This is a genomic window from Segatella copri (genome assembly GCF_019127135.1).
In the GTDB taxonomy this organism is placed as follows: domain Bacteria; phylum Bacteroidota; class Bacteroidia; order Bacteroidales; family Bacteroidaceae; genus Prevotella.
In genome coordinates this window covers 1-18,668 of the sequence record NZ_JAHOEA010000060.1, presented here as the reverse complement: position 1 = coordinate 18,668, position 18,668 = coordinate 1, and the positions used below count along the sequence as shown (strand labels likewise).

The 18,668-nt window shown below is 44.4% G+C and carries 15 protein-coding genes; 4 read left to right on the top strand and 11 right to left on the bottom strand.

Going from position 1 to position 18,668, the window contains the following annotated elements; genetic code table 11:
* Nucleotides 1-89: 89 nt before the first annotated feature.
* The 3 genes from KSW37_RS12975 to KSW37_RS12965 all read right to left on the bottom strand — a co-directional run bounded on the left by KSW37_RS12975 (nucleotide 90) and on the right by KSW37_RS12965 (nucleotide 4,700).
* Nucleotides 90-1,565: a leucine-rich repeat domain-containing protein gene (locus KSW37_RS12975; RefSeq protein ID WP_217314778.1), complete on the bottom strand. Its 1,476-nt coding sequence runs from the start codon at nucleotides 1,563-1,565 to the stop codon at nucleotides 90-92.
* Between the two features lie 483 nt (nucleotides 1,566-2,048).
* Nucleotides 2,049-3,173, bottom strand: a complete 1,125-nt coding sequence (locus tag KSW37_RS12970) for an AAA family ATPase (protein WP_153136916.1) — start codon at nucleotides 3,171-3,173, stop codon at nucleotides 2,049-2,051.
* Between the two features lie 144 nt (nucleotides 3,174-3,317).
* Complete coding sequence (locus tag KSW37_RS12965) at nucleotides 3,318-4,700, bottom strand: hypothetical protein (protein ID WP_153136914.1); 1,383 nt, start codon at nucleotides 4,698-4,700, stop codon at nucleotides 3,318-3,320.
* A 408-nt stretch (nucleotides 4,701-5,108) separates the two neighbouring features.
* Here KSW37_RS12965 and KSW37_RS12960 point away from each other — a divergent pair, with 408 nt between their 5' ends.
* The 3 genes from KSW37_RS12960 to nagB all read left to right on the top strand — a co-directional run bounded on the left by KSW37_RS12960 (nucleotide 5,109) and on the right by nagB (nucleotide 8,014).
* Nucleotides 5,109-6,374, top strand: coding sequence for a VapE domain-containing protein (locus KSW37_RS12960; protein ID WP_217314777.1), 1,266 nt, complete (start codon nucleotides 5,109-5,111; stop codon nucleotides 6,372-6,374).
* A gap of 310 nt (nucleotides 6,375-6,684) precedes the next feature.
* Nucleotides 6,685-7,137 (top strand): DUF6078 family protein, encoded by a 453-nt coding sequence (locus KSW37_RS12955; protein WP_118255730.1) that lies wholly within the window; start codon nucleotides 6,685-6,687, stop codon nucleotides 7,135-7,137.
* Nucleotides 7,138-7,222: 85 nt separating this feature from the next.
* Nucleotides 7,223-8,014 carry a glucosamine-6-phosphate deaminase gene (gene nagB, locus KSW37_RS12950; protein WP_217314776.1) on the top strand — a complete coding sequence of 264 codons (792 nt, stop codon included), beginning with the start codon at nucleotides 7,223-7,225 and terminating at the stop codon, nucleotides 8,012-8,014.
* A 37-nt stretch (nucleotides 8,015-8,051) separates the two neighbouring features.
* Here nagB and KSW37_RS12945 read toward each other — a convergent pair whose 3' ends face one another.
* The 8 genes from KSW37_RS12945 to trhA form a co-directional block, all read right to left on the bottom strand.
* Nucleotides 8,052-9,173: an efflux RND transporter periplasmic adaptor subunit gene (locus KSW37_RS12945; RefSeq protein ID WP_217314775.1), complete on the bottom strand. Its 1,122-nt coding sequence runs from the start codon at nucleotides 9,171-9,173 to the stop codon at nucleotides 8,052-8,054.
* Nucleotides 9,174-9,283: 110 nt separating this feature from the next.
* Nucleotides 9,284-10,531, bottom strand: coding sequence for an ABC transporter permease (locus KSW37_RS12940; protein ID WP_217314774.1), 1,248 nt, complete (start codon nucleotides 10,529-10,531; stop codon nucleotides 9,284-9,286).
* 75 nt (nucleotides 10,532-10,606) lie between these two features.
* Complete coding sequence (locus tag KSW37_RS12935) at nucleotides 10,607-11,866, bottom strand: ABC transporter permease (protein ID WP_217314773.1); 1,260 nt, start codon at nucleotides 11,864-11,866, stop codon at nucleotides 10,607-10,609.
* A gap of 7 nt (nucleotides 11,867-11,873) precedes the next feature.
* Complete coding sequence (locus KSW37_RS12930) at nucleotides 11,874-12,590, bottom strand: ABC transporter ATP-binding protein (protein ID WP_006848206.1); 717 nt, start codon at nucleotides 12,588-12,590, stop codon at nucleotides 11,874-11,876.
* Nucleotides 12,591-12,752: 162 nt separating this feature from the next.
* The gene (locus KSW37_RS12925; RefSeq protein ID WP_117695648.1) at nucleotides 12,753-13,124 is read right to left on the bottom strand and encodes a GntR family transcriptional regulator; all 372 of its coding nucleotides are present in this window, start codon (nucleotides 13,122-13,124) and stop codon (nucleotides 12,753-12,755) included.
* Between the two features lie 19 nt (nucleotides 13,125-13,143).
* The gene (locus tag KSW37_RS12920) at nucleotides 13,144-13,980 is read right to left on the bottom strand and encodes a hypothetical protein (RefSeq protein ID WP_217314772.1); all 837 of its coding nucleotides are present in this window, start codon (nucleotides 13,978-13,980) and stop codon (nucleotides 13,144-13,146) included.
* A gap of 25 nt (nucleotides 13,981-14,005) precedes the next feature.
* A complete protein-coding gene (locus KSW37_RS12915) occupies nucleotides 14,006-14,824 on the bottom strand; it encodes an ABC transporter ATP-binding protein (protein WP_217314771.1) in 819 nt (272 codons plus the stop codon).
* 244 nt (nucleotides 14,825-15,068) lie between these two features.
* On the bottom strand, nucleotides 15,069-15,725 hold the full coding sequence (gene trhA / locus KSW37_RS12910; protein ID WP_217314770.1) for a PAQR family membrane homeostasis protein TrhA: 657 nt from the start codon (nucleotides 15,723-15,725) through the stop codon (nucleotides 15,069-15,071).
* Between the two features lie 327 nt (nucleotides 15,726-16,052).
* On the opposite strand from trhA, the gene KSW37_RS12905 reads away from it, so the two are divergent.
* Nucleotides 16,053-18,248 carry an alpha-galactosidase gene (locus tag KSW37_RS12905; RefSeq protein ID WP_217314769.1) on the top strand — a complete coding sequence of 732 codons (2,196 nt, stop codon included), beginning with the start codon at nucleotides 16,053-16,055 and terminating at the stop codon, nucleotides 18,246-18,248.
* Nucleotides 18,249-18,668: the final 420 nt, after the last annotated feature.

Sequence of the window (18,668 nt, the reverse complement as noted above, 5' to 3'; positions counted from 1 at the left end):
ATATATAGAAACACACACAAAAAAAGGGTGCGTCACAGACTTATGACACACCCTCATAATTAAAGATATTTTTTATAATCATCTTATTATCATCTGATTATTACTTTCCTTGCTTTACCAAATTTGTCTTTGACGATATGTAAGCCATTTGTGTTTGGCGAAATCTCTATGCCTTGTATGTTGTAATGTTTTGTGTTATTTGTATATTCTGCTTTATAAACAGGATCAATTGAAGTAGAAATGTATTTGTTGTCTTCTCCAGTGTAGACTATATTTGCAGTTAAAGCCCCTATAGTACAAGTAATTTTGGTTTTTATTTCATTAATAGCTATAGCTCTAGTTCCACGACTTGAATTGATAGTATATTTCCAAGCTTTTTCATTCTCATCATAAGTCATATCCATATAATAAAACATATCCCTATCCCAAAAACTTACTTTGTTAATTTTAACGAAATCATAATTAGGATTAACTTTTACGTAAATATAGTTGTCTTTAGAGTCAATATCGTAAGAGTATAGTTCTTTTACATTTGTAAATCCTTTTTCTGTATAGAATTTAGAACAACCTCCTGGTACGTATATATTATCTACCGCATTGAATACAGGCTTCAATGCAGTTGCAATATACATATTTTGATTGTCTGAATATCTTATAACATAATTTATTTCAGCTCTACAATTAAGAATATATGTACTAAACGTATTAGGTAAAGATACTGTTGTCTTTATACCGTTTTCTGGATAAATTACAAAAGCGTCATCGCCAATATATTCTATACCTTCAGGTACATATATATATGTTAGATTATTACAGTATTTAAATGCTCTTCCAGCTATTATTTTAATGCCTTTTGGAAGAATGCATTTCGTGATAGATTTGCAGTCTCGTAACGCTTCTTCTGCAATCAGCGTGATTCCTTCTTTCACATATGCAAAACTTTCTACTGTACCTTTATATGTTAGTAGTGCATTTCCGAAATAGACGAGTCCTTCAGGTTGCTTGTCTAGCCATTTTGTAGCTTGAAATGTATATGCATCAATCCATTTGAGGTTATTAGACGGTGTTATTTTTTCTAAATTTTTGTCTCCTATAAATGCACCATAGTCTATTTTTTGCAAGCTGTTAGGTAAGGATACTTCTTTAAGATTATTGCATAGTGAAAATGCTTCTTGCCCGATGTATTCTAGTCCCTCATTAAAGTTTATTTCGACCAAACTGCCCACGCAATTAAAAGCTCTATTACCTATTTCTTTGACAGTCTTAGGTAACGTCAATTTTTTAATAGCAGAACATTCTGTATTATCTTCATTATATGCATTAAATGCATCATCAGCTATTCCTGTAATGGTATACTTCTGACCTCCTAATGTGACTTGTTCTGGTATAACTAAATCTGAAACAAATTTGTTATTAGCAAATCCTCGTACAGAAACAGTATTTTCACCAGTGATTTCATATTTTAAATCACCCACTTCATTGTTATCCTCATTTTCAGCCATTGCAAAAATGGGGGTAAATATAGATACTAATAAAAGAAAAATTTTAAATGTAAATTTAATCATAAATAATATTAATTAAAAAGGCGTGTAACCGTTCTTTACTTGTTTAATTCAAGGTTACCGCCAAGTTACCTGTACACACAACAAGCACCAAACAGTCCACGCCTATAAGCGTGAACTCTCAGTCTGCTTGTTCTCGTGTGTTGAATATTGGCGGTATTCTGAATTAGAGAACAAGAGCTAAAAGCTCAATATCTAAAAGTTTAGAACGGAAACGCTAGTTTATAAACCTAGAGTTGCATAGAACTCAATTGCTTACTCTCTATAAGGAATTGAACTTTCTTAGAAAATCCAGTTCTTTGCGTTTCTTTCTGTTTGTAACTATCTGTTTCTTACTTCTTTAATTTTAAATGTTTAACAATCAATAATCTGCAGTTTTCCGATAACAGAGATTTCTGTCTTCTGCATATTTTTCGGTGCAAAAATAGCAAAAAGTTTTGAAACAGAATGCAAAAAACAAGAAAATCTTTCTTATTCTGTACTATTTTACATCATTTCCTTCTTAAACCAAAGCTCGAACACGCAGTCGGCGATGAAAACTCCATCCTTCTCCAGGGTAATCAATTCCTTGTCGATGAGGGCTTTCTTGATGCGGTCGATATTGGATTTGCTGCCCAGCGGATAGGTTTCTGTTACAGCCTGGGCGGTGAAACCTGAGTGGACGCCACTGCAGAGGAGGCGCAGAAAATTGAGCTGATAGGTGGTTAAGCCCTCGGTTTGCTGTACGAAAAGACCATGACATTGTTGCAGCAAGGCGCTGATGCCACTTTGTAAGGTTTCTTCGTTTACTTCTTTCTCGGTTTCTGCCATCACGTTCCAAGCTAGTTGCTGCACGTAGGAAGAATAGTTCTTTACGGTTTTACAGATTCTTGTAGCATATTCCTCAGATATTTTCTTTCCGTATTTCTCGAATCGGGAGCAGATGAAAGGCACCCAATATTCAGTAGGAATGCAATCCAAGTGCAGCATCTCGCCAAACATATAGAAAGGCATGTGTCGGTTTTGGAAAATGTTTTCCATCAGATGCTTCTTGCTTCCAAAGAAACAGTATGATACATTCTGATGATGCTGCCAGGCGCCACGCAGTTTCTTCTGAACCGTAAGAGTATCAGGGAATTCTCCAATTTGCTGGAATTCGTCGATGCAGACCACCATGCGGATTCCCTTTTCCTGAGCGATTCTTTCCGGAAGATTCAGAATCTCTTCAGGGGAATAGTCCTTTGGTGTAATTCCCAGAGATAATGAATATTCGGATGTAGGATCTGGACTAAAGGAGATTTTTGGTGAAACTCTTACTAGGAACTGCTTGATGTTTTCTACTACTTGTTCCAGCTTATTACTCATAGATTTCATAATGGTTTCTGCGAAGCGGTTGTAGAAATCATATTCGCTTCGGCAGTCATAGATGTCCATATACACCACTTTTATCTCTGGATTATCAATTTCGGATATTACCTTTTTGACGAGCGAAGTCTTGCCCATGCGTCGGGGAGAGATGAGAATGACGTTGATGCCATGCTCAAAGTCTGCCTTGATGCGCTTGGTTTCTTCTATTCGGTCGGTGAAGTTGTTTCCGGCAACCGACATACCATATACGAATGCCTTTTCCATTGTTTTTTTGCTTGATTACGGATGCAAAGATAAGCAAAAAAATGAAAGTTCACAAGGTTGTGGACCACAAACTTGTGAACTTTTAATATTATTTTGTAAATCAGGTATTTAAAAGCTGTTTTTTATGCATAAAACAAGCCGTAATCAGAGGCTTTTCTTATCAAACACACCATTCATCGTGATGCAGAGATGCTGGAACTTGCTGAGGAGCTTGTCTGACCATTTCGTCATGTTGTAAAGGTCCTTGATTTCCTTAAACTTCTTTTCATCCCATTGCGGATAATCTATCTCTGAGAAATAACGGCGGTAGTCGCGGAGATTGTCGCCCGAGAAATGGAGATAATCGTCGATGTCGCCAAACCATTCGGGAGTCATCATCTGGGTGGCAAAGGCTTCGAAGTTCTGGTTGTCCTGAAGCATGCAGTTGTGATTCAATACACACCATACGCAGAACCAATGGTTCTTGCGGGTAACGAATTTCAACATATTGGCTATCTGAGCCTTCAGATTCTGCATGTCGATGTATTTGCCGTCTTTTACTTTGTAGAAAACCTCGTTGGGAAGGGTTTCCGGAATGCCTTCGGGATGTTCCAAATCGTAGATTTCTTGCTCGATGATGTGCCATTTTACGGTGGCTGATACCAGCTTGAGATATTCTTGTGCTGTAAAATTGACGTGGGCAAGCTGGGCGCCCAGTAGTTGGGTGTCTCTTATATATTTCATAAAGTCGAGGCGCAGATTTTCCGGTACCTCGTCTTTTAGCGTTTTTCTTACTTCCAGCAATTGGCTGACGGAGAGCTGCTTTCCGTTGTTGTCATATTCCAGGGTTGTAAAGTATCGGTCTATGTCGCTGATGCCCTTTGGTTCTTCCTGATATTCCTGTAGCGACATTTCGAAGAGGCGGGTGGTCTGCTCTTCGCTCATGGCGAGGTTGGTGAAATGGCTCAGCTGGCGGAAGTGGAGCATCAGATAACATGCCATGCTGTATAGCTGGAAGAGATTCCAGAGGCGCTCTACGGGTTTTACGCCGGGGATATGAGTGGGTTTTACCTGGCGTAACAATTCTTTCTGGAGTTTGGTTACTTCGTTTACATCGATAGTACTTCCTTTGCCCAGTTCATCGGTTTCAAAAAATTCGTTGAGTTTCGGCAGGATGCGGGTCATATCCAGCGGTGCCACTTTTATCCGTTTTCCTTCTATCTGTTTTCCCTTTTTCATGTCTTCCATGATATGCGCCATCAGGGGTGTAAACTTCTGCATTACGATGATGCTGATGCTTACTTCGTGGGTTTCGTTCTGCTCCTTTCGCTGTTTCGCTATGTCGTTGTGTTGCAGCACCATATCTTTCTCTGCCATATAGCAGAGCCGGGTGGCTTTGGTGCAGAGCGAACGGATATCGAAGGTAAGTTCCTGCGGACTGTAATCTTCCCATGCATCTACCAGAATGCTGAGCATTCGGCAGAAGTTGTCGAGCTGTCGGTCGAAGACTTCGTAGCTGAATTCTATTTCATCTTTATCTTCATTCATTGTCAGTCTGTTTTAAGAAAATAAGTTTCGCCACAAAGGTAAGATTTATTTTCGGATTATGCAAGGATATGCATCTGTTTTTCCTCTTTTTTCCCCATACTTTTCCCCGTAGCCCCCTTGTTTCTTCCCTGATTTCAGAAAAGTAGCGGGAAGGTGGCGGGGAAAATTTGGAATCGGCGAAGGGAAGTATTAACTTTGCAATCGAAAACGAAAGAGCGGCGAAATGCTGAGCCATGAATGAGCTGAAACTCTTCACTCTTCACCTGAAGCCCGGAAATGCCCATAAACAGAGGGGTTTCGAGGGGTGAAGAGATAGAGACTACTCTTCACCCACTCTTCACCACTCTTCACCTTATTATATATAAGGACAAAAAGGATGATTATTATTAATCTTAAAATTTACACATAATGGAAAATTTAAAAACCTTATCGTCATCAGATAAGATGACAAACGAAATTTCTGCACTCTCTCTTGTTGAGAGTTTTCTCGATGAGTATTATCTCTTCCGTAGAAATGTGCTAAGTGGAAAAACCGAGTATTTCACTCTCTCAAAGAATGAGGACGAAGCCGAGGAGGCCGTAGAAGAGGAATTGGAAACCGGTGGGGAAGAGGAGGAATCTTCTGACTCAACCTGGAAGGTGCTGACTCCGGAGGCTTTCAATTCTATCGTCCGTCACGCCAAGCGGTTGGGTGTAGGAGGCAAGAAGTCGCCCCGACAGGATATTGAGGAGTTCGTACGTTCTGAAGAGGTTCCGGAGTTTGATCCTATCAGGGAATATCTCGAGAACCTGCCGGAATGGGATGGTAAGAACCATGTGGCTGAACTCTTTGGCAGAATTCCGGGGCTTACAAGTGAACAGTTGGGATGGTGCGCCACCTGGCTCCGTTCGGCTGTCGCTCACTGGTTGCAGATGGATATGTTTCATGGCAACGAAACCACTCCTGTGCTTATCGGCAAGCAGGGTTGCGGCAAGAGTACCTTTGCCTATCGCCTGCTGCCGGATCATCTGCGCCAGTATTTCCTCGACCACATCAACTTTGCCAATAAGTTTGATTCCGAGATGGCGCTCACTCATAATCTCTATGTCAACATAGATGAGTTTGCGAATATGGGACCATCGCAGCAGGGCAAGCTGAAGCAGATGCTTTCGAAGGTGAAGGTGAACGGGCGCCCTATCTTCGGCAAGAGTCAGGATGACCGTCCGCGCTACGCTTCTTTCCTGGCAACCACCAATGATGAGCATCCGCTCTGCGACCCTACGGGTAGCCGCCGCTTCGTCTGTCTGCACATTCCGGCAGGTGAATATATCGACAACGGTTCACCCATCATTTATGACCAGCTCTATGCACAAGTTATGTATGAGCTTTGCCATAAGAAGACGCCTTATTGGTTTACCAATGCCGAGGTGGATCGTATCCAGAAGTGCAATCTTCCTTTCTTCAAGGTGGATGATTTTGAGTCGATGCTGAAGAGCTGCTTCCGTGTTCCCGAGGATAATGAAACGGGCGAATGGCTCATCTGTTCGGATGTTTTCGAGGTTCTGCACGAAAGATTTCCGATGCTGATCAGTAATCTGAGTACCAAGATTCGCATCGGTCAGTCGCTCAAACTTCTGGGTTGCAAGATGAAGCATACCAAGAAGGGTCAGGCCTATCTGCTTGTAAGAATCTGAAAGTATAGCTAAGCGGCAGATGGGTGAAGAGTGGTGAAGAGTGGGTGAAGAGTGAGAAACAACTCTTCACCCCTCGAATCCCCTCTGTTTATCGGCATTTCCGGGGGTTAGGTGAAGAGTGAAGAGTTTTTCGCAGTTCCTTTCTTAAAATTCTTTCTCAGGCTTTTCTGATAGCTGTCTGACTAGAACAGCCCACTGTTCTCATAGCGGCTAGTTGGCTGTCTGTGGTTCGCCAGTTGGCTGTTTGCCGATAACAGCCTCTCAATCTTTCGAAGAAAAAATTATTTATCCAACTAAAAAAATAAAGAACATGAACAACATTTCAATCCATTCCATTGATACGGTATGTCTCAAGGAGGCGTGCCCGGTACATCACCTTTGTGCTCGTTTTGAGCGTTATCAGAAGTTGCGTAAGTCGGAGAAGGTGTTCAGTATTCTGAACCCGGACCGTATAGCCTGCAACGAGCAGGGCTGCGCCTATCGGCTTCAGAAGAAAATCATACGCATGGCACGCGGATTCCGCCGCATGTTCGGTACGATACCTTCTGCCAATACGCCTCATTTCTGGCACTTTTCGCCCTATATCAGCGAAAGCACCTATTGCAAGGCGAAGCGCGGCGCCATCCTCATCGCCCCCGATATGCAGCAGAAATTACTGCGTCTCTTCGAGCAGAATGGCGCCGATATCAGCATCGGTTTCGATGAATATGTAGAGCAGGAGGGCTATGAAGAAGTGGATACCGCAAACTGTAAAAAAATATAATTTTTGCCATCTTTTAGCGGTAATGAAACAGATTTTTATTATTTTTGTTTCCTGAATTTTACAACTAAACAATAAAAAATAGATTATGCGTGTTATTATCGAAAAAGATTATGAGAAGCTGTCAAAGTGGGCAGCTGATCATGTAATTGAAACAATTAACAGATTTCAACCAACTGCTGAACGTCCTTTTGTTCTGGGTTTGCCAACCGGTTCTTCACCTCAGGGCATGTATGCCAATCTGGTAAAGGCGGTAAAAGAAGGCAAGGTTTCGTTCAAGCATGTCATCACCTTCAATATGGATGAATATGTAGGTTTGCCGGAATCTCATCCTGAGAGCTATCACTCTTTCATGGCTGCCAATCTCTTCGATCATATCGACTGCCCTAAGGAGAATATTCATATCCTGAACGGTAATGCCGAGAACCTGGAAGAGGAGTGCCGTCATTATGAGCAGATGATAGAAGAAGCGGGTGGCATCGACCTCTTTATCGGTGGTATCGGTCCTGATGGCCATATCGCTTTCAACGAGCCATTCTCTTCTCTAACCTCCCGCACAAGAGTAAAAACGCTCACTACAGATACAAAGATTGCCAACTCCCGTTTCTTCGACAATGATCCTGAGAAGGTACCTAGTCTGGCTCTGACTGTAGGTGTGGGTACCGTGATGGCTGCCCGAGAGGTAATGATTCTCTGTAACGGTCATAACAAGGCGCGCGCCCTGCAGGCTGCCATCGAAGGCCCTGTTACTCAGGCTTGGACCATCAGCGCTCTGCAGCAGCACCAGCATGGCATCATCGTTTGTGATGAGATTGCCTGCGATGAACTGAAGGTGGGTACTTACCGCTACTTCAAGGATATCGAAAAGGATAACATCTAAGTTATCTGATGCCTATAAAAAAGAATAAGGATGATGACTATTCGTCATCATCCTTATTTTCTGCCATTACCTGAGGACCGCGAACCTTGTCTTTGAGTCCCAGACCCTTCTTGATTTCAATATTTACTCCATCGCTCAAACCGGTAGTTACCTGTTTGCGCTCATAAGTCTTCTTCTCGCCGCTACCTTTTATGATATATACAAAGGTAGAATCGCCGCTAAACTCGATGGCACTCTCCGGTACGGTGAGTACATGGGTAGCCTTTGCCAGTACAATCTCGGCATTGGCGCTGTAGCCAGAACGGATCTTGCCGCCCTTGGTAGAACGGATGGCTGCCTTTACCTCAAACTGGTTGGCACCATTGTTTTCTACAGCCTTAGGAGAGATATATTCCAGGTTTGCCTCGAAGTTGAGGTTCTGCAAGGCTCCGATGGTAATCTTCATCGGCATTCCTGTAACGAGACTTCCCACTTCGGTTTCATCTATATTGCCACGGAAGATGAGGTCGTTCATGTTAGCCACACTGGCGATGGTAGTACCATCGTTGAAAGTGTTGGCAAGAATCACCGAGTTACCCACCTTGACCGGAATATCGAGGATAATGCCCGAGATGGTAGAACGGATGAGGGTAGAAGAAGCGCTGGCATTGCTCTTGCTTACACCATCGCGCACCACCTGGAGAGCATCTTCGGCAGCGGTAACCTCCTCGCGTGCCTGTTTCATCGCCTGCTTTACCTTATCAAACTCATCAGCGCTGACCAGCTGTTTCTTGAAGAGCTGTTCCTCGCGGCCGTAATCCACCTGTGCCTGTTTCAGGTTGATTTCTGCAAGGCGCACACGTGCCTGAGCCGAACTGAGCTGTCCCATATCCGGAATCACCTTTACCTTGGCGATAACCTCGCCCGCCTGAACATAATCACCCGCTTCTTTGCAAATCTCGGTGATGATACCGCTAATCTGAGGCTTTACGCTCACCTCGTTGCGAGGCTCAATCTTGCCTGTGATGACGGTAGTTTTCAAAACATCAGCCATCTTAGGAGTAAACTCAGTATACTCCACAGGCTTAGGCTGCGATTTCTCATAAAGGAACACGAAGGTTCCGATGAAGATCAAGGCGACAATCGCCGCAACAATCAACTTTGAATACTTCTTATACATTGAACTTTGAATTTTGAACGTTGAACTTTATGATTACCTGATGAACTCTGAGATATTGACTTGAAGCATTTCATAAAGTTCAATGTTCAAATCTCAAAGTTCAAAGTTATTTATTCGTCTCTCATCGCATCTACCGGCTTGATGCTCATCGCTCGCCATGCAGGGGCGAGTCCGGCTAGGCCGCCGAGAATGCAGATGAGGATGGCTGAAGAGATGGCCGTCCAGAAATCTACCTGGAAGTGGGCGGTAAGAATGCCATCCGTGGTACTTCCTACTTCCAGCATCTGCAGGATGGCAACACCGAAGAGGATGCCGCTCATGCCGGCTACCAGGGTGAGGAGAATACTCTCGGAGATGATTTGCGAGAGAATCATCTTAGGCGTGGCTCCGATGGCTCGGCGGATGCCTATCTCGGTGGTTCGCTCCTTTACCGTTACCATCATGATGTTGGAAACTCCGATGGCGCCGGCGAGAAGGGTACCGATACCTACCAGCCAGATGAGGAAGTTGACGCCCTTGAACAGGTTGTCGAGCATCTGGAAGAGAACTTCGGTATTGAACACCATAATGCCCTTTTCGTCCGTAGGGTCTATGCTGTGGGCTCTTGCCACGGTTTCTCTCATCCGTTGGGCAATGCTGCTCATTACTACGCCCGTTTTGCCGGTGGTGGCGATGATGTCTACCGCCTTACCCCGGTTATAAGCGCTGCGCAAAACCGATTGGGGCAGGGTGATGGTTTCATCGGCACGACCGCCGAAGTTCACGCCGTTGCCCGAGCGGTAATCTACGCCTATCACCATGTAATAGGTAGAATCAACTCTTACACTCTTGCCGCACGGATCACCGCCGCCAGGAAAGAGATTCTTGTAAATCTGTTTGCCGATGACGCAAACCTTGCGCTGCTGGCGCACATCCATCTCGTTGATGTATCTGCCGTAAAACATCTGTGGCGCAGAAACCTGGGCGTAGTCAGGATTTACGCCCTGGGTGCTGCCGCTGAATTTTTTGTCTCCAAACACAACCGACTTGTTGCCGCCAAAGAGCAGCGGGGTAATGACATCGAGTTCGGGCACCTGGTGGCGCAATCTGTCCAGGTCTTTCTCTTCCATCTGCCAGGAGCGCCCCTTGTTGAATCCCTTGTAGGGTTTGGTGGTGTTCTGCGCCCAGATGATAGCGGTATTGGTGGCAAAGCCTGTGAAGTTGTTTTGCAGCATCTCCTTCAGTCCCTGTCCGCCACCCATCAGGGCGATGAGCATAAACACGCCCCAGAACACGCCGAAGCCCGTAAGCAGACTGCGGCTCTTGTTCCTTGTGATGGTATCGAGAATCTCTTTATATGTATCTAAATCTAATCGCATAGCCTAGTCTATATTTATAGTCTATATATAATAAGGTGTAAGCCCCATTAATCACTAATCATTAATCACTAATCGCTACTCCGCTCTCAGCGCCTCTATCGGTCGGATTCTTGCAGCCTTGATGGCTGGGATGAGTCCGGCGATGGTGCCTGCGATGACGATGGTGATGGTGGCGCCGATACAGGTGCCGATGCCCACCGTAGGATTCACAAACATGGCGGCTTTAAACAGTCCGGTATCTACGGTGGTGTGACCGATAGTTGCATCCATGATTTCGTTTGCCGCCACGCCGCAGACCATTCCGATGTAGCCGAAGAACGAGGTGATGATGATGCTCTCGGTAATGATGAGCTTCAGTATCGACCAAGGCTTGGCTCCGATGGCTTTTCTTACGCCAAACTCTCGGGTTCGCTCCTTCACGGTGATGAGCATGATGTTGCTTACGCCCACGATTCCGCTCAGCAGGGTGAACAGACCCACAATCCAGAGTGCCGTCTGCATGATGGCGATTCCCTGGTTCATCTGGATGTTGTCCATGTATCGGTTCCAGAGCCAGATGGTGCGGTCGTCATCAGGTGCTGCCTGATGGTTATTGTTGATGCTGGCACGATAGTTCTTCTCAAACTGCTCGTTATCCTCCTGGGTCTTCAGGTTCTTGATGGTGAACTCCAGACTTCCCGCATCATCGCCCTTGGCGTAGATGGTCTTTATGGTGGAGTAGGCGATGAAGGCTTCGGTATTATTGCGCGATTCATCATCCTTGTAGATTCCCACCACCTGGAAGTTGAGGTTGCTGATTTTTACGTTCTTGCCCACCAGCGAACGATAGTCTTTGCAGAGTTCTTTGGCCTGGCTTCGGCTCAGCACCACATTCTTGCGCTGCTCCTTCATATCGATTTCGTTGATGAATCGTCCGGCAATCAGCTCCGTCTTGTCGATTTTGGGATGCGTAGGAGCCACACCCACCAATGACTGGCTTGCCACGTAATTATCACCATAGTTGATGTTCACGTTATACTGTTCCAGTCTTCCACCCACATCATCCACGTACTGGCCGTAGGTCTTGTTGCTGATGAGGATATCCTTGTCGTTGAGCGTGATGCTTCTGCCTTCCTTCAGTCCCTTGTAAGCCTTGGAGGTTTCGCCCGGGAATACTCGCATGGAGTTGGCTAGGAATCGGGTGCTTTGCTGCAACTGGGCATTAATCAGTCCGTTGCCGGCGCCCAGCAGGAATATCAGCATGAAGATTCCCCAGGCAACGGCAAATCCCGTGAGCGAAGTGCGGAGCTTGTTGCGCTTCGACGTGCTCCATATTTCTTTGATTAATTCTCTCATTCTCTTCTTATTTAACGTAGTCTTTCGATACGAGATGATGGTCTCTGTTGTCTTCGATGCTTCCGATGAGTCCGTCCTTGATATGGATAACCTTATCGGTCTCGTTGGCAACACCGCTTTCGTGGGTTACCACCACGATAGTCATTCCCTCTTTCTGGTGCAGTTCCTTCAGCAGGTCCATCACTTCCACGCTCGTTTTGGAGTCGAGAGCTCCGGTAGGCTCATCGGCTAGGATGATTTCCGGTTTGGTGATGAGGGCACGGGCGATGGCTACACGCTGCTTCTGTCCTCCCGACATCTCGTTAGGATAATGGTTGGCCCATTGCTTCAAGCCCAGTTTTTCTAGATATTCCATCGCCAGTTCGTGGCGCTTCTTGCGGCTAACGCCCTGGTAGAAGAGTGGAAGCTCCACGTTTTCCACCGCCGTCTTGAACGAGATGAGGTTGAACGACTGGAAGATGAAGCCAATCATCTTGTTGCGGTATTCGGCAGCACGGGTTTCCGAGAGGTCTTTGATGAGCACATCATTGAGTCGGTATTCGCCCGTATCGTAGTTGTCGAGAATACCCAGTATATTTAATAAGGTGGATTTTCCCGAGCCGGAAGCACCCATGATGCTGACGAACTCGCCACGTTCGATGTCGAGGTCGATTCCCTTCAGTACATGGAGTGGCTGAGCACCCTGGTAGGTCTTGTTGACGTCTTTTAGATGAATTAATGACATATTACTTTCGTTTTATGGATATCAATTTAAACCATTAGACGCTTGCAACTTTCAGAAAGTTGCAAGCGTAACTCTTTTTTAAAAAACGTTATTACATACACCTTATTATATATAAGGCAAAGACAGAAGCTATAAATATATATTTGAGGATGAATAGTGTCATCATATCTTTATCTTTTTGAGATTCTTCTCCAACTCTTCCTTCACTTCGTCGATGGAGATGTCGAGAAGCTGCATCTGTCGGGCGAGTTCTGGGAGTCTTTCTTTCATAAACTCCTTCTTGCGGGTCTTTTTAATCTGCTTCTTGGCTCCTGCGGAAACAAAGTAGCCTAGGCCTCGCTTGTTGTAGATAATCTCATCGGTGGCAAGCAGGTCGTATGCCTTCACGGCTGTGTTGGCATTTACCTCCAGCAGTACGGCGTATTCCCTGACGCTCGGTATTCGTTCGTCTTCCTTGTACTTGCCCGCCAGAATCTCATCGCTCAATCGCTCGGCTATCTGTACGTATATTGCTTTATCGTTACTGAAATTCATAATCTTCAAATTTTAATTCTTAGATGTTGATCCACTTGTTGCAGATAACCTGCATGCGGGTGAAAATCTTGTAAGATGCCCAGTAGTTGAAAGCTGAGAGGGCAAGGAAGAGGATGCAGAGCATAGTGGTGAATATATAGTTGTGTCCATCATTGTATGGCTTAAGAAAGTCGAGAAGACCGGCGTGCGCCATCCACTGAATCGCATATCCAAACACCATAAATAGTACAAGTCCTGTGAGAAATGTGAACAGCGGTGCCATCTTGCGATAGAACGTGCCACCCAGGGTGCAGAACGAGTGGGCGAAGATGAAGAAACTATAGAATATTGCATCTTGCTCTTCCCAGCGCGTGAATAGGGTGCTGCCGAATATGGACTTGAGCACTGGCCATGAGATGCTTACATGAAATCCTGGATTGATGATGTAGCTGAATGCCAGCTGGATGGCATCGGTAGCAAAGAGAATGATGCATAGTTCTATGAGGCTGAGGAATACCATCAGCAGAAGGCGAGCCATGTATTTTTCTTTGTTGCTGGCTGGCAGCATCAGAAAATTCTCCCTGTAAGTCTTCGTCCTCAGATTGTTGAAGATGCAGGATGCCATCACATAGAATACGATGAAACATAGGAGGCCAAAGAAAACGGACTCTTCGGAAAGATAATGCTTCTGTGTACCAACTAGTGAGCTATCAAAGTCATACATGACTACACCTTTAAGATTGTTAATGCCTACGAGACTATAGAGCGAATAAGCGATGATGCAAGCCAGGGTGCTAAATGTATAGCCCTTCCTAAAGGTCAGCAAATCCCAACGCATCAACAATCCCAGTCTCTTGATATCGATTGTATTGTTCATAATTTTCTTCTTTTAAAATGTTCTACTAAATCTTCCCATTGATTACTGCATTGAAGAGCAGTTCCAAGTTCATCTGGGTCTCTGGTTCTCCCTCCTTGCGCTTGGCTAGCACGGCATTGCCTTGCAGCGTAGGCTCGGCATAGAGCACGGTGTCGTCCATTTCGGCAGGGGTGCGATAGGTAAAGCTGTATCGGTCGCAGATGTCTGAAACCGAAGCGTCGAGCAGGAGCTGGCTCTGGTTCATGATGATGATGTGGTCGAGCAGTGACTCTACATCGTGCACTTGGTGAGTTGAGATGATGAGGGTGCGGTCTTCCGTCATGTTGTTGGCGATGACCTTACGGAACTGGCTCTTCGATGGGATGTCGAGACCATTGGTTGGCTCGTCCATCAGAAGAAAGCGGGTACCCGTGGCGAGTGCAAAACTCATGAATACCTTCTTCTTCTGTCCCATCGAGAGTTCGTTCAACTTGAGAGAGAGTGGTAAATCAAAATCCTTGAGGCAACTGTCCAGCACTTCCTGCGAGAAGTTAGGATAGAACTCCTGGTTCATCTTCACGTAGGTGGCAAGGGAAACGTTGGGCAGTTCAAACTCTTCGGGCACCATGAAGATGTCCTTCAGCATCTCGGCTTTGCGATCTTGTGCCGAAATGCCATCCACGAGAACGGTACCTTGTTGCTGGCGGAGCAATCCGCTGATGAGGTAGAGCAGGGTGCTCTTGCCAGTACCGTTCTTACCAAGCAAGCCATAAATGTTGTTCTCCTTGAGTTCCAAAGAGAAATCTCTAAATACAAGGTGCTTGCTACCTGGGTATCTGAAATCAATGTCTTTAATCTGTATCATAATCTTTAATGTTTTAGTGTACTACTTCAATAGAACACTGCAAAGGTATGCTTTTCTGCGATAAGTTCCAAACTTTTGGGCAATTATTTTCATACTTTAACGTATTGTTAACAATTCCACCTTATTATATTATAAGAAGAGTATGATATGGATGAATGTCTTGTAATATAGAACTTTATAAAAAAAGCAAAGGCATCGGAAAGCAAAAACTTTCCGATGCCTTGGATTCTTATTCTTAAGCCGTTTAGATATATTTCATCAGAATGTCCCAAACTGCAATGATGTGGCAGATACTACCAGCTAAAACGAAGAAATGGAACACGGAATGCATGTATTTCTTCTTGTTGATACTGTAGAATACGGCGCCCGTAATGTAGCAGACACCTTCGGCAATAATCCACCAGACTGTGGCGGTGGATACGGAGTCTATCAAAGGTTTAAAGGCAACCAGTACCGACAATCCCATGCCTACAAAGCAGATGGTCTCCAGGTTGCTGTGATCCTTGAGTCTGGCAAAACTCATGATGGTTCCGGCAATGGCGCAAGCCCAGATAAAGATAAAAAGACTCCATCCCCAATATCCCTGGTCTCGCATCGCAATGAGCGTGATTGGCGAGTAAGAACCGGCAATATGCCAGTAGATGGCGGCATGGTCCCATTTGCGCAGTCGCTCCTTCCATTTGCTCCAGGCAGAAACGGCATGGTAAACCGTTGAGGCGATGTAAGACATCAGCATACCGAACAGATAGAGGATAACTCCCGCCGTAGCCCATCCGTTATGCATCGTAAAACACCAATATAAGAAGATGGCTCCCACGACAATGCCCATCAGGGTACCTCCTGCATGCGACCATGAGTTCCAAAGTTCTTCTTTATGATTGAAATGTATCTTTAGTTTCATATCTCTATATATCTTTTCGTTACACATTCTGCTGATTTTGAGAAATAGGGCATTCAAGCCACTATACCTAAATCGTTATCAGCTATAACATTGCAAAGATACTAAGAATTTCTTAAAGTGGACTATCTTTTAGGAATTCTTTCGATTTCGGGAGTGTTTTCTTTGCTTTATTTGCTGATTGTTTGTCCTTTTCTGCTTTCTTCGAAAAATAAATCAAAAAAGTATTGGAGTGTATTGGATTTTTTTATAATTTTGCGATGTGAAAATGAGAAATCATCTCTCACAAAATAGAAACTATAAAAGCAACTAATAACTTAGAAAGGTAATATGAAGTTAAAATCAATTGCACTTATATTGATGACTGTCGCACTTCCGGCGATGGCAGAAAAAGTATCTGTAAATACAAAGGGTATGTCGCTCATTCTCGATGTTGAGAATGGAAAGCCTGCCCAGTATCTCTATTTCGGTACTAAGTTGAATCCTAACGATTTGCAGAATCTGAAGGTCGCTACTGATGGCCGTATGGATGCTTATCCGGCTTACGGACTGAATACTCCAGCTGAAGCAGCGCTTGCCATGCGTCATAGTGATGGCAATCTTTCAACTGTACTCGTGGCTACGGGCTGTGATGTGAAGAACGAAGGAAAAGCTTCTGTTACGACCGTTCATCTGAAAGATCCTGTATATAATATAAAGGTAGATTTGAAGTATCGTGCATACAATGATGTTGATATGATTGAGGCATGGACCGAGATTCTGAATGGTGAAAAGGGTACTGTTACCCTGACTACCTTCGCATCGGCTATGCTTCCTATCCGTCGTGGAGATGTCTGGATGAGTCATCTTTCCGGTACTTGGGCAGCTGAGGGGCAGTTGAGTCATGAAAAACTGCAGCCAGGAGAATTTGTAATCCGAAACAATGATGGTACCCGCAATTCGCATACCGATCATGCTGAAGTCATGTTCTCGCTCGATGGTAAAGGACAGGAAAATGCGGGTAATGTTATTGGTGCAGCCTTGGTTTATAGCGGTAACTATAAGCTGAAGACGGTTACCGATGATACCGAATATCATTATTTCTTTGCCGGTATTAATGAACAGAACTCTGAATATCATCTTAAGAAAGGTGAGACTTTCAAAACTCCTGCACTCGCTTTGACCTATTCAACACAGGGCTTGAGCGGTGCAAGTAGAAACTTCCATAAATGGGGACGCAAATATATCTTGGCACATGGAGATAAGGAGCGTGATATCTTGCTCAACTCTTGGGAAGGTGTTTATTTCGACATCAACCAGAAGGGAATGGACCAGATGATGGCTGATATCCATAGTATGGGTGGTGAACTCTTCGTAATGGATGATGGATGGTTCGGAACCAAATATCCTCGTGTTACTGATAACTGTGCACTCGGCGACTGGGTGGTTGATACCAAGAAACTTCCTAATGGCATTGAAGGCTTGCTGAACGATGCCAGGAAAAACCAGGTAAAGTTTGGTATCTGGATTGAACCGGAAATGACCAATACTACCAGTATGCTCTATGAGAAGCATCCTGGTTGGGTTATCAAGGCTCCTAAGCGAGATGCTGTTCTGGGCCGTGGTGGTACCCAGCTGGTGCTCGATCTCTCAAATCCAAAAGTGCAAGACTTTGTTTTCGGTGTAGTAGACAATTTACTTACTAAATATCCAGATATAGCCTACATCAAGTGGGATGCCAATATGGCCATTATGAATCATGGCAGCCAATACTTGTCTGCAGCCGATCAGAGCCATCTCTACATCGCTTATCATCAGGGATTTGCGAAGGTTATCGACCGTATTCGTGCTAAGTATAAGGATGTGGTGATTCAATGTTGCGCAAGTGGCGGTGGCCGTGCCAATTGGGGCATGCTCCGTGGTTTTGATGAGTTTTGGGTAAGTGATAATACGGATGCCATGCAGCGTATTTATATGCAGTATGGAACCAGCTATTTCTTCCCGGCCATCGCCATGGCAAGTCATATCTCTGCTGTGCCAAACCATACCGTATTCCGCACTACTTCTTTGAAGTATCGTATTGATGTGGCTATGAGCGGACGACTTGGAATGGAAATCCAGCCAAAGAATATGACGGATGAGGAGAAGGCTCTCTGCCGAAAGGCTATCTCTGAATACAAGGAGATTCGTCCTGTTGTTCAGTTTGGCGACCTTTATCGTTTGGTTTCTCCGTACGATAATCAGGGCTTGTCTTCTATTATGTATGTTAGTGAAGCAAAAGACAAGGCTGTCTTCTATTGGTGGAAATTGGCAAACTTCTATAATGTTCATTTGCCAAGAGTTAAGATGGCTGGTTTGGATGAGAATAAGATGTATAAGGTAAAAGAACTTGATGTAATTGATAACAGGCCTCTTGATTGTGAGGGAAAATCTTACTCTGGTAAGTATCTTATGGAACATGGCTTGGAAATGCCGTATGTTCATGAGGTAGACTGGGGTAAGAAGAACGACTGGTCGTCTCGTGTTCTCTATTTGGAGGCAGAATAGTTTTCTGGTACCATTATGTATATGCGCATGCTTGTGTGCCCACACGCAGATATGAGCGCGTGTATGTATATAATAAAGTGTTTGGTACCAAAATAAGTACAAAACAAGATAGAAGTGTTAAAATACTGTTAATTTCTAAACTTTTTCTTGGAAATGTTTGGTGGTTTCGGAAAATGTTTGTACTTTTGCACTCGCTTTTGAGAAATACAACTTCTCTTAGCAACTAAAGAAAGAGTTCTTTGAAAGATTTTACATAAACAGACAAGTAGTACAAGAAGCGGTTTTGGATTACACCTTATATTATATAGGGAGTATAAAGAAACTGGGTAAAAGAAACGAACCGTCAAGCAATTGACAAGTCAGGTTTACTAAGCTTCAATAAACGAAAAGGATATTCGTCCTAAGTACAGACAACAAACA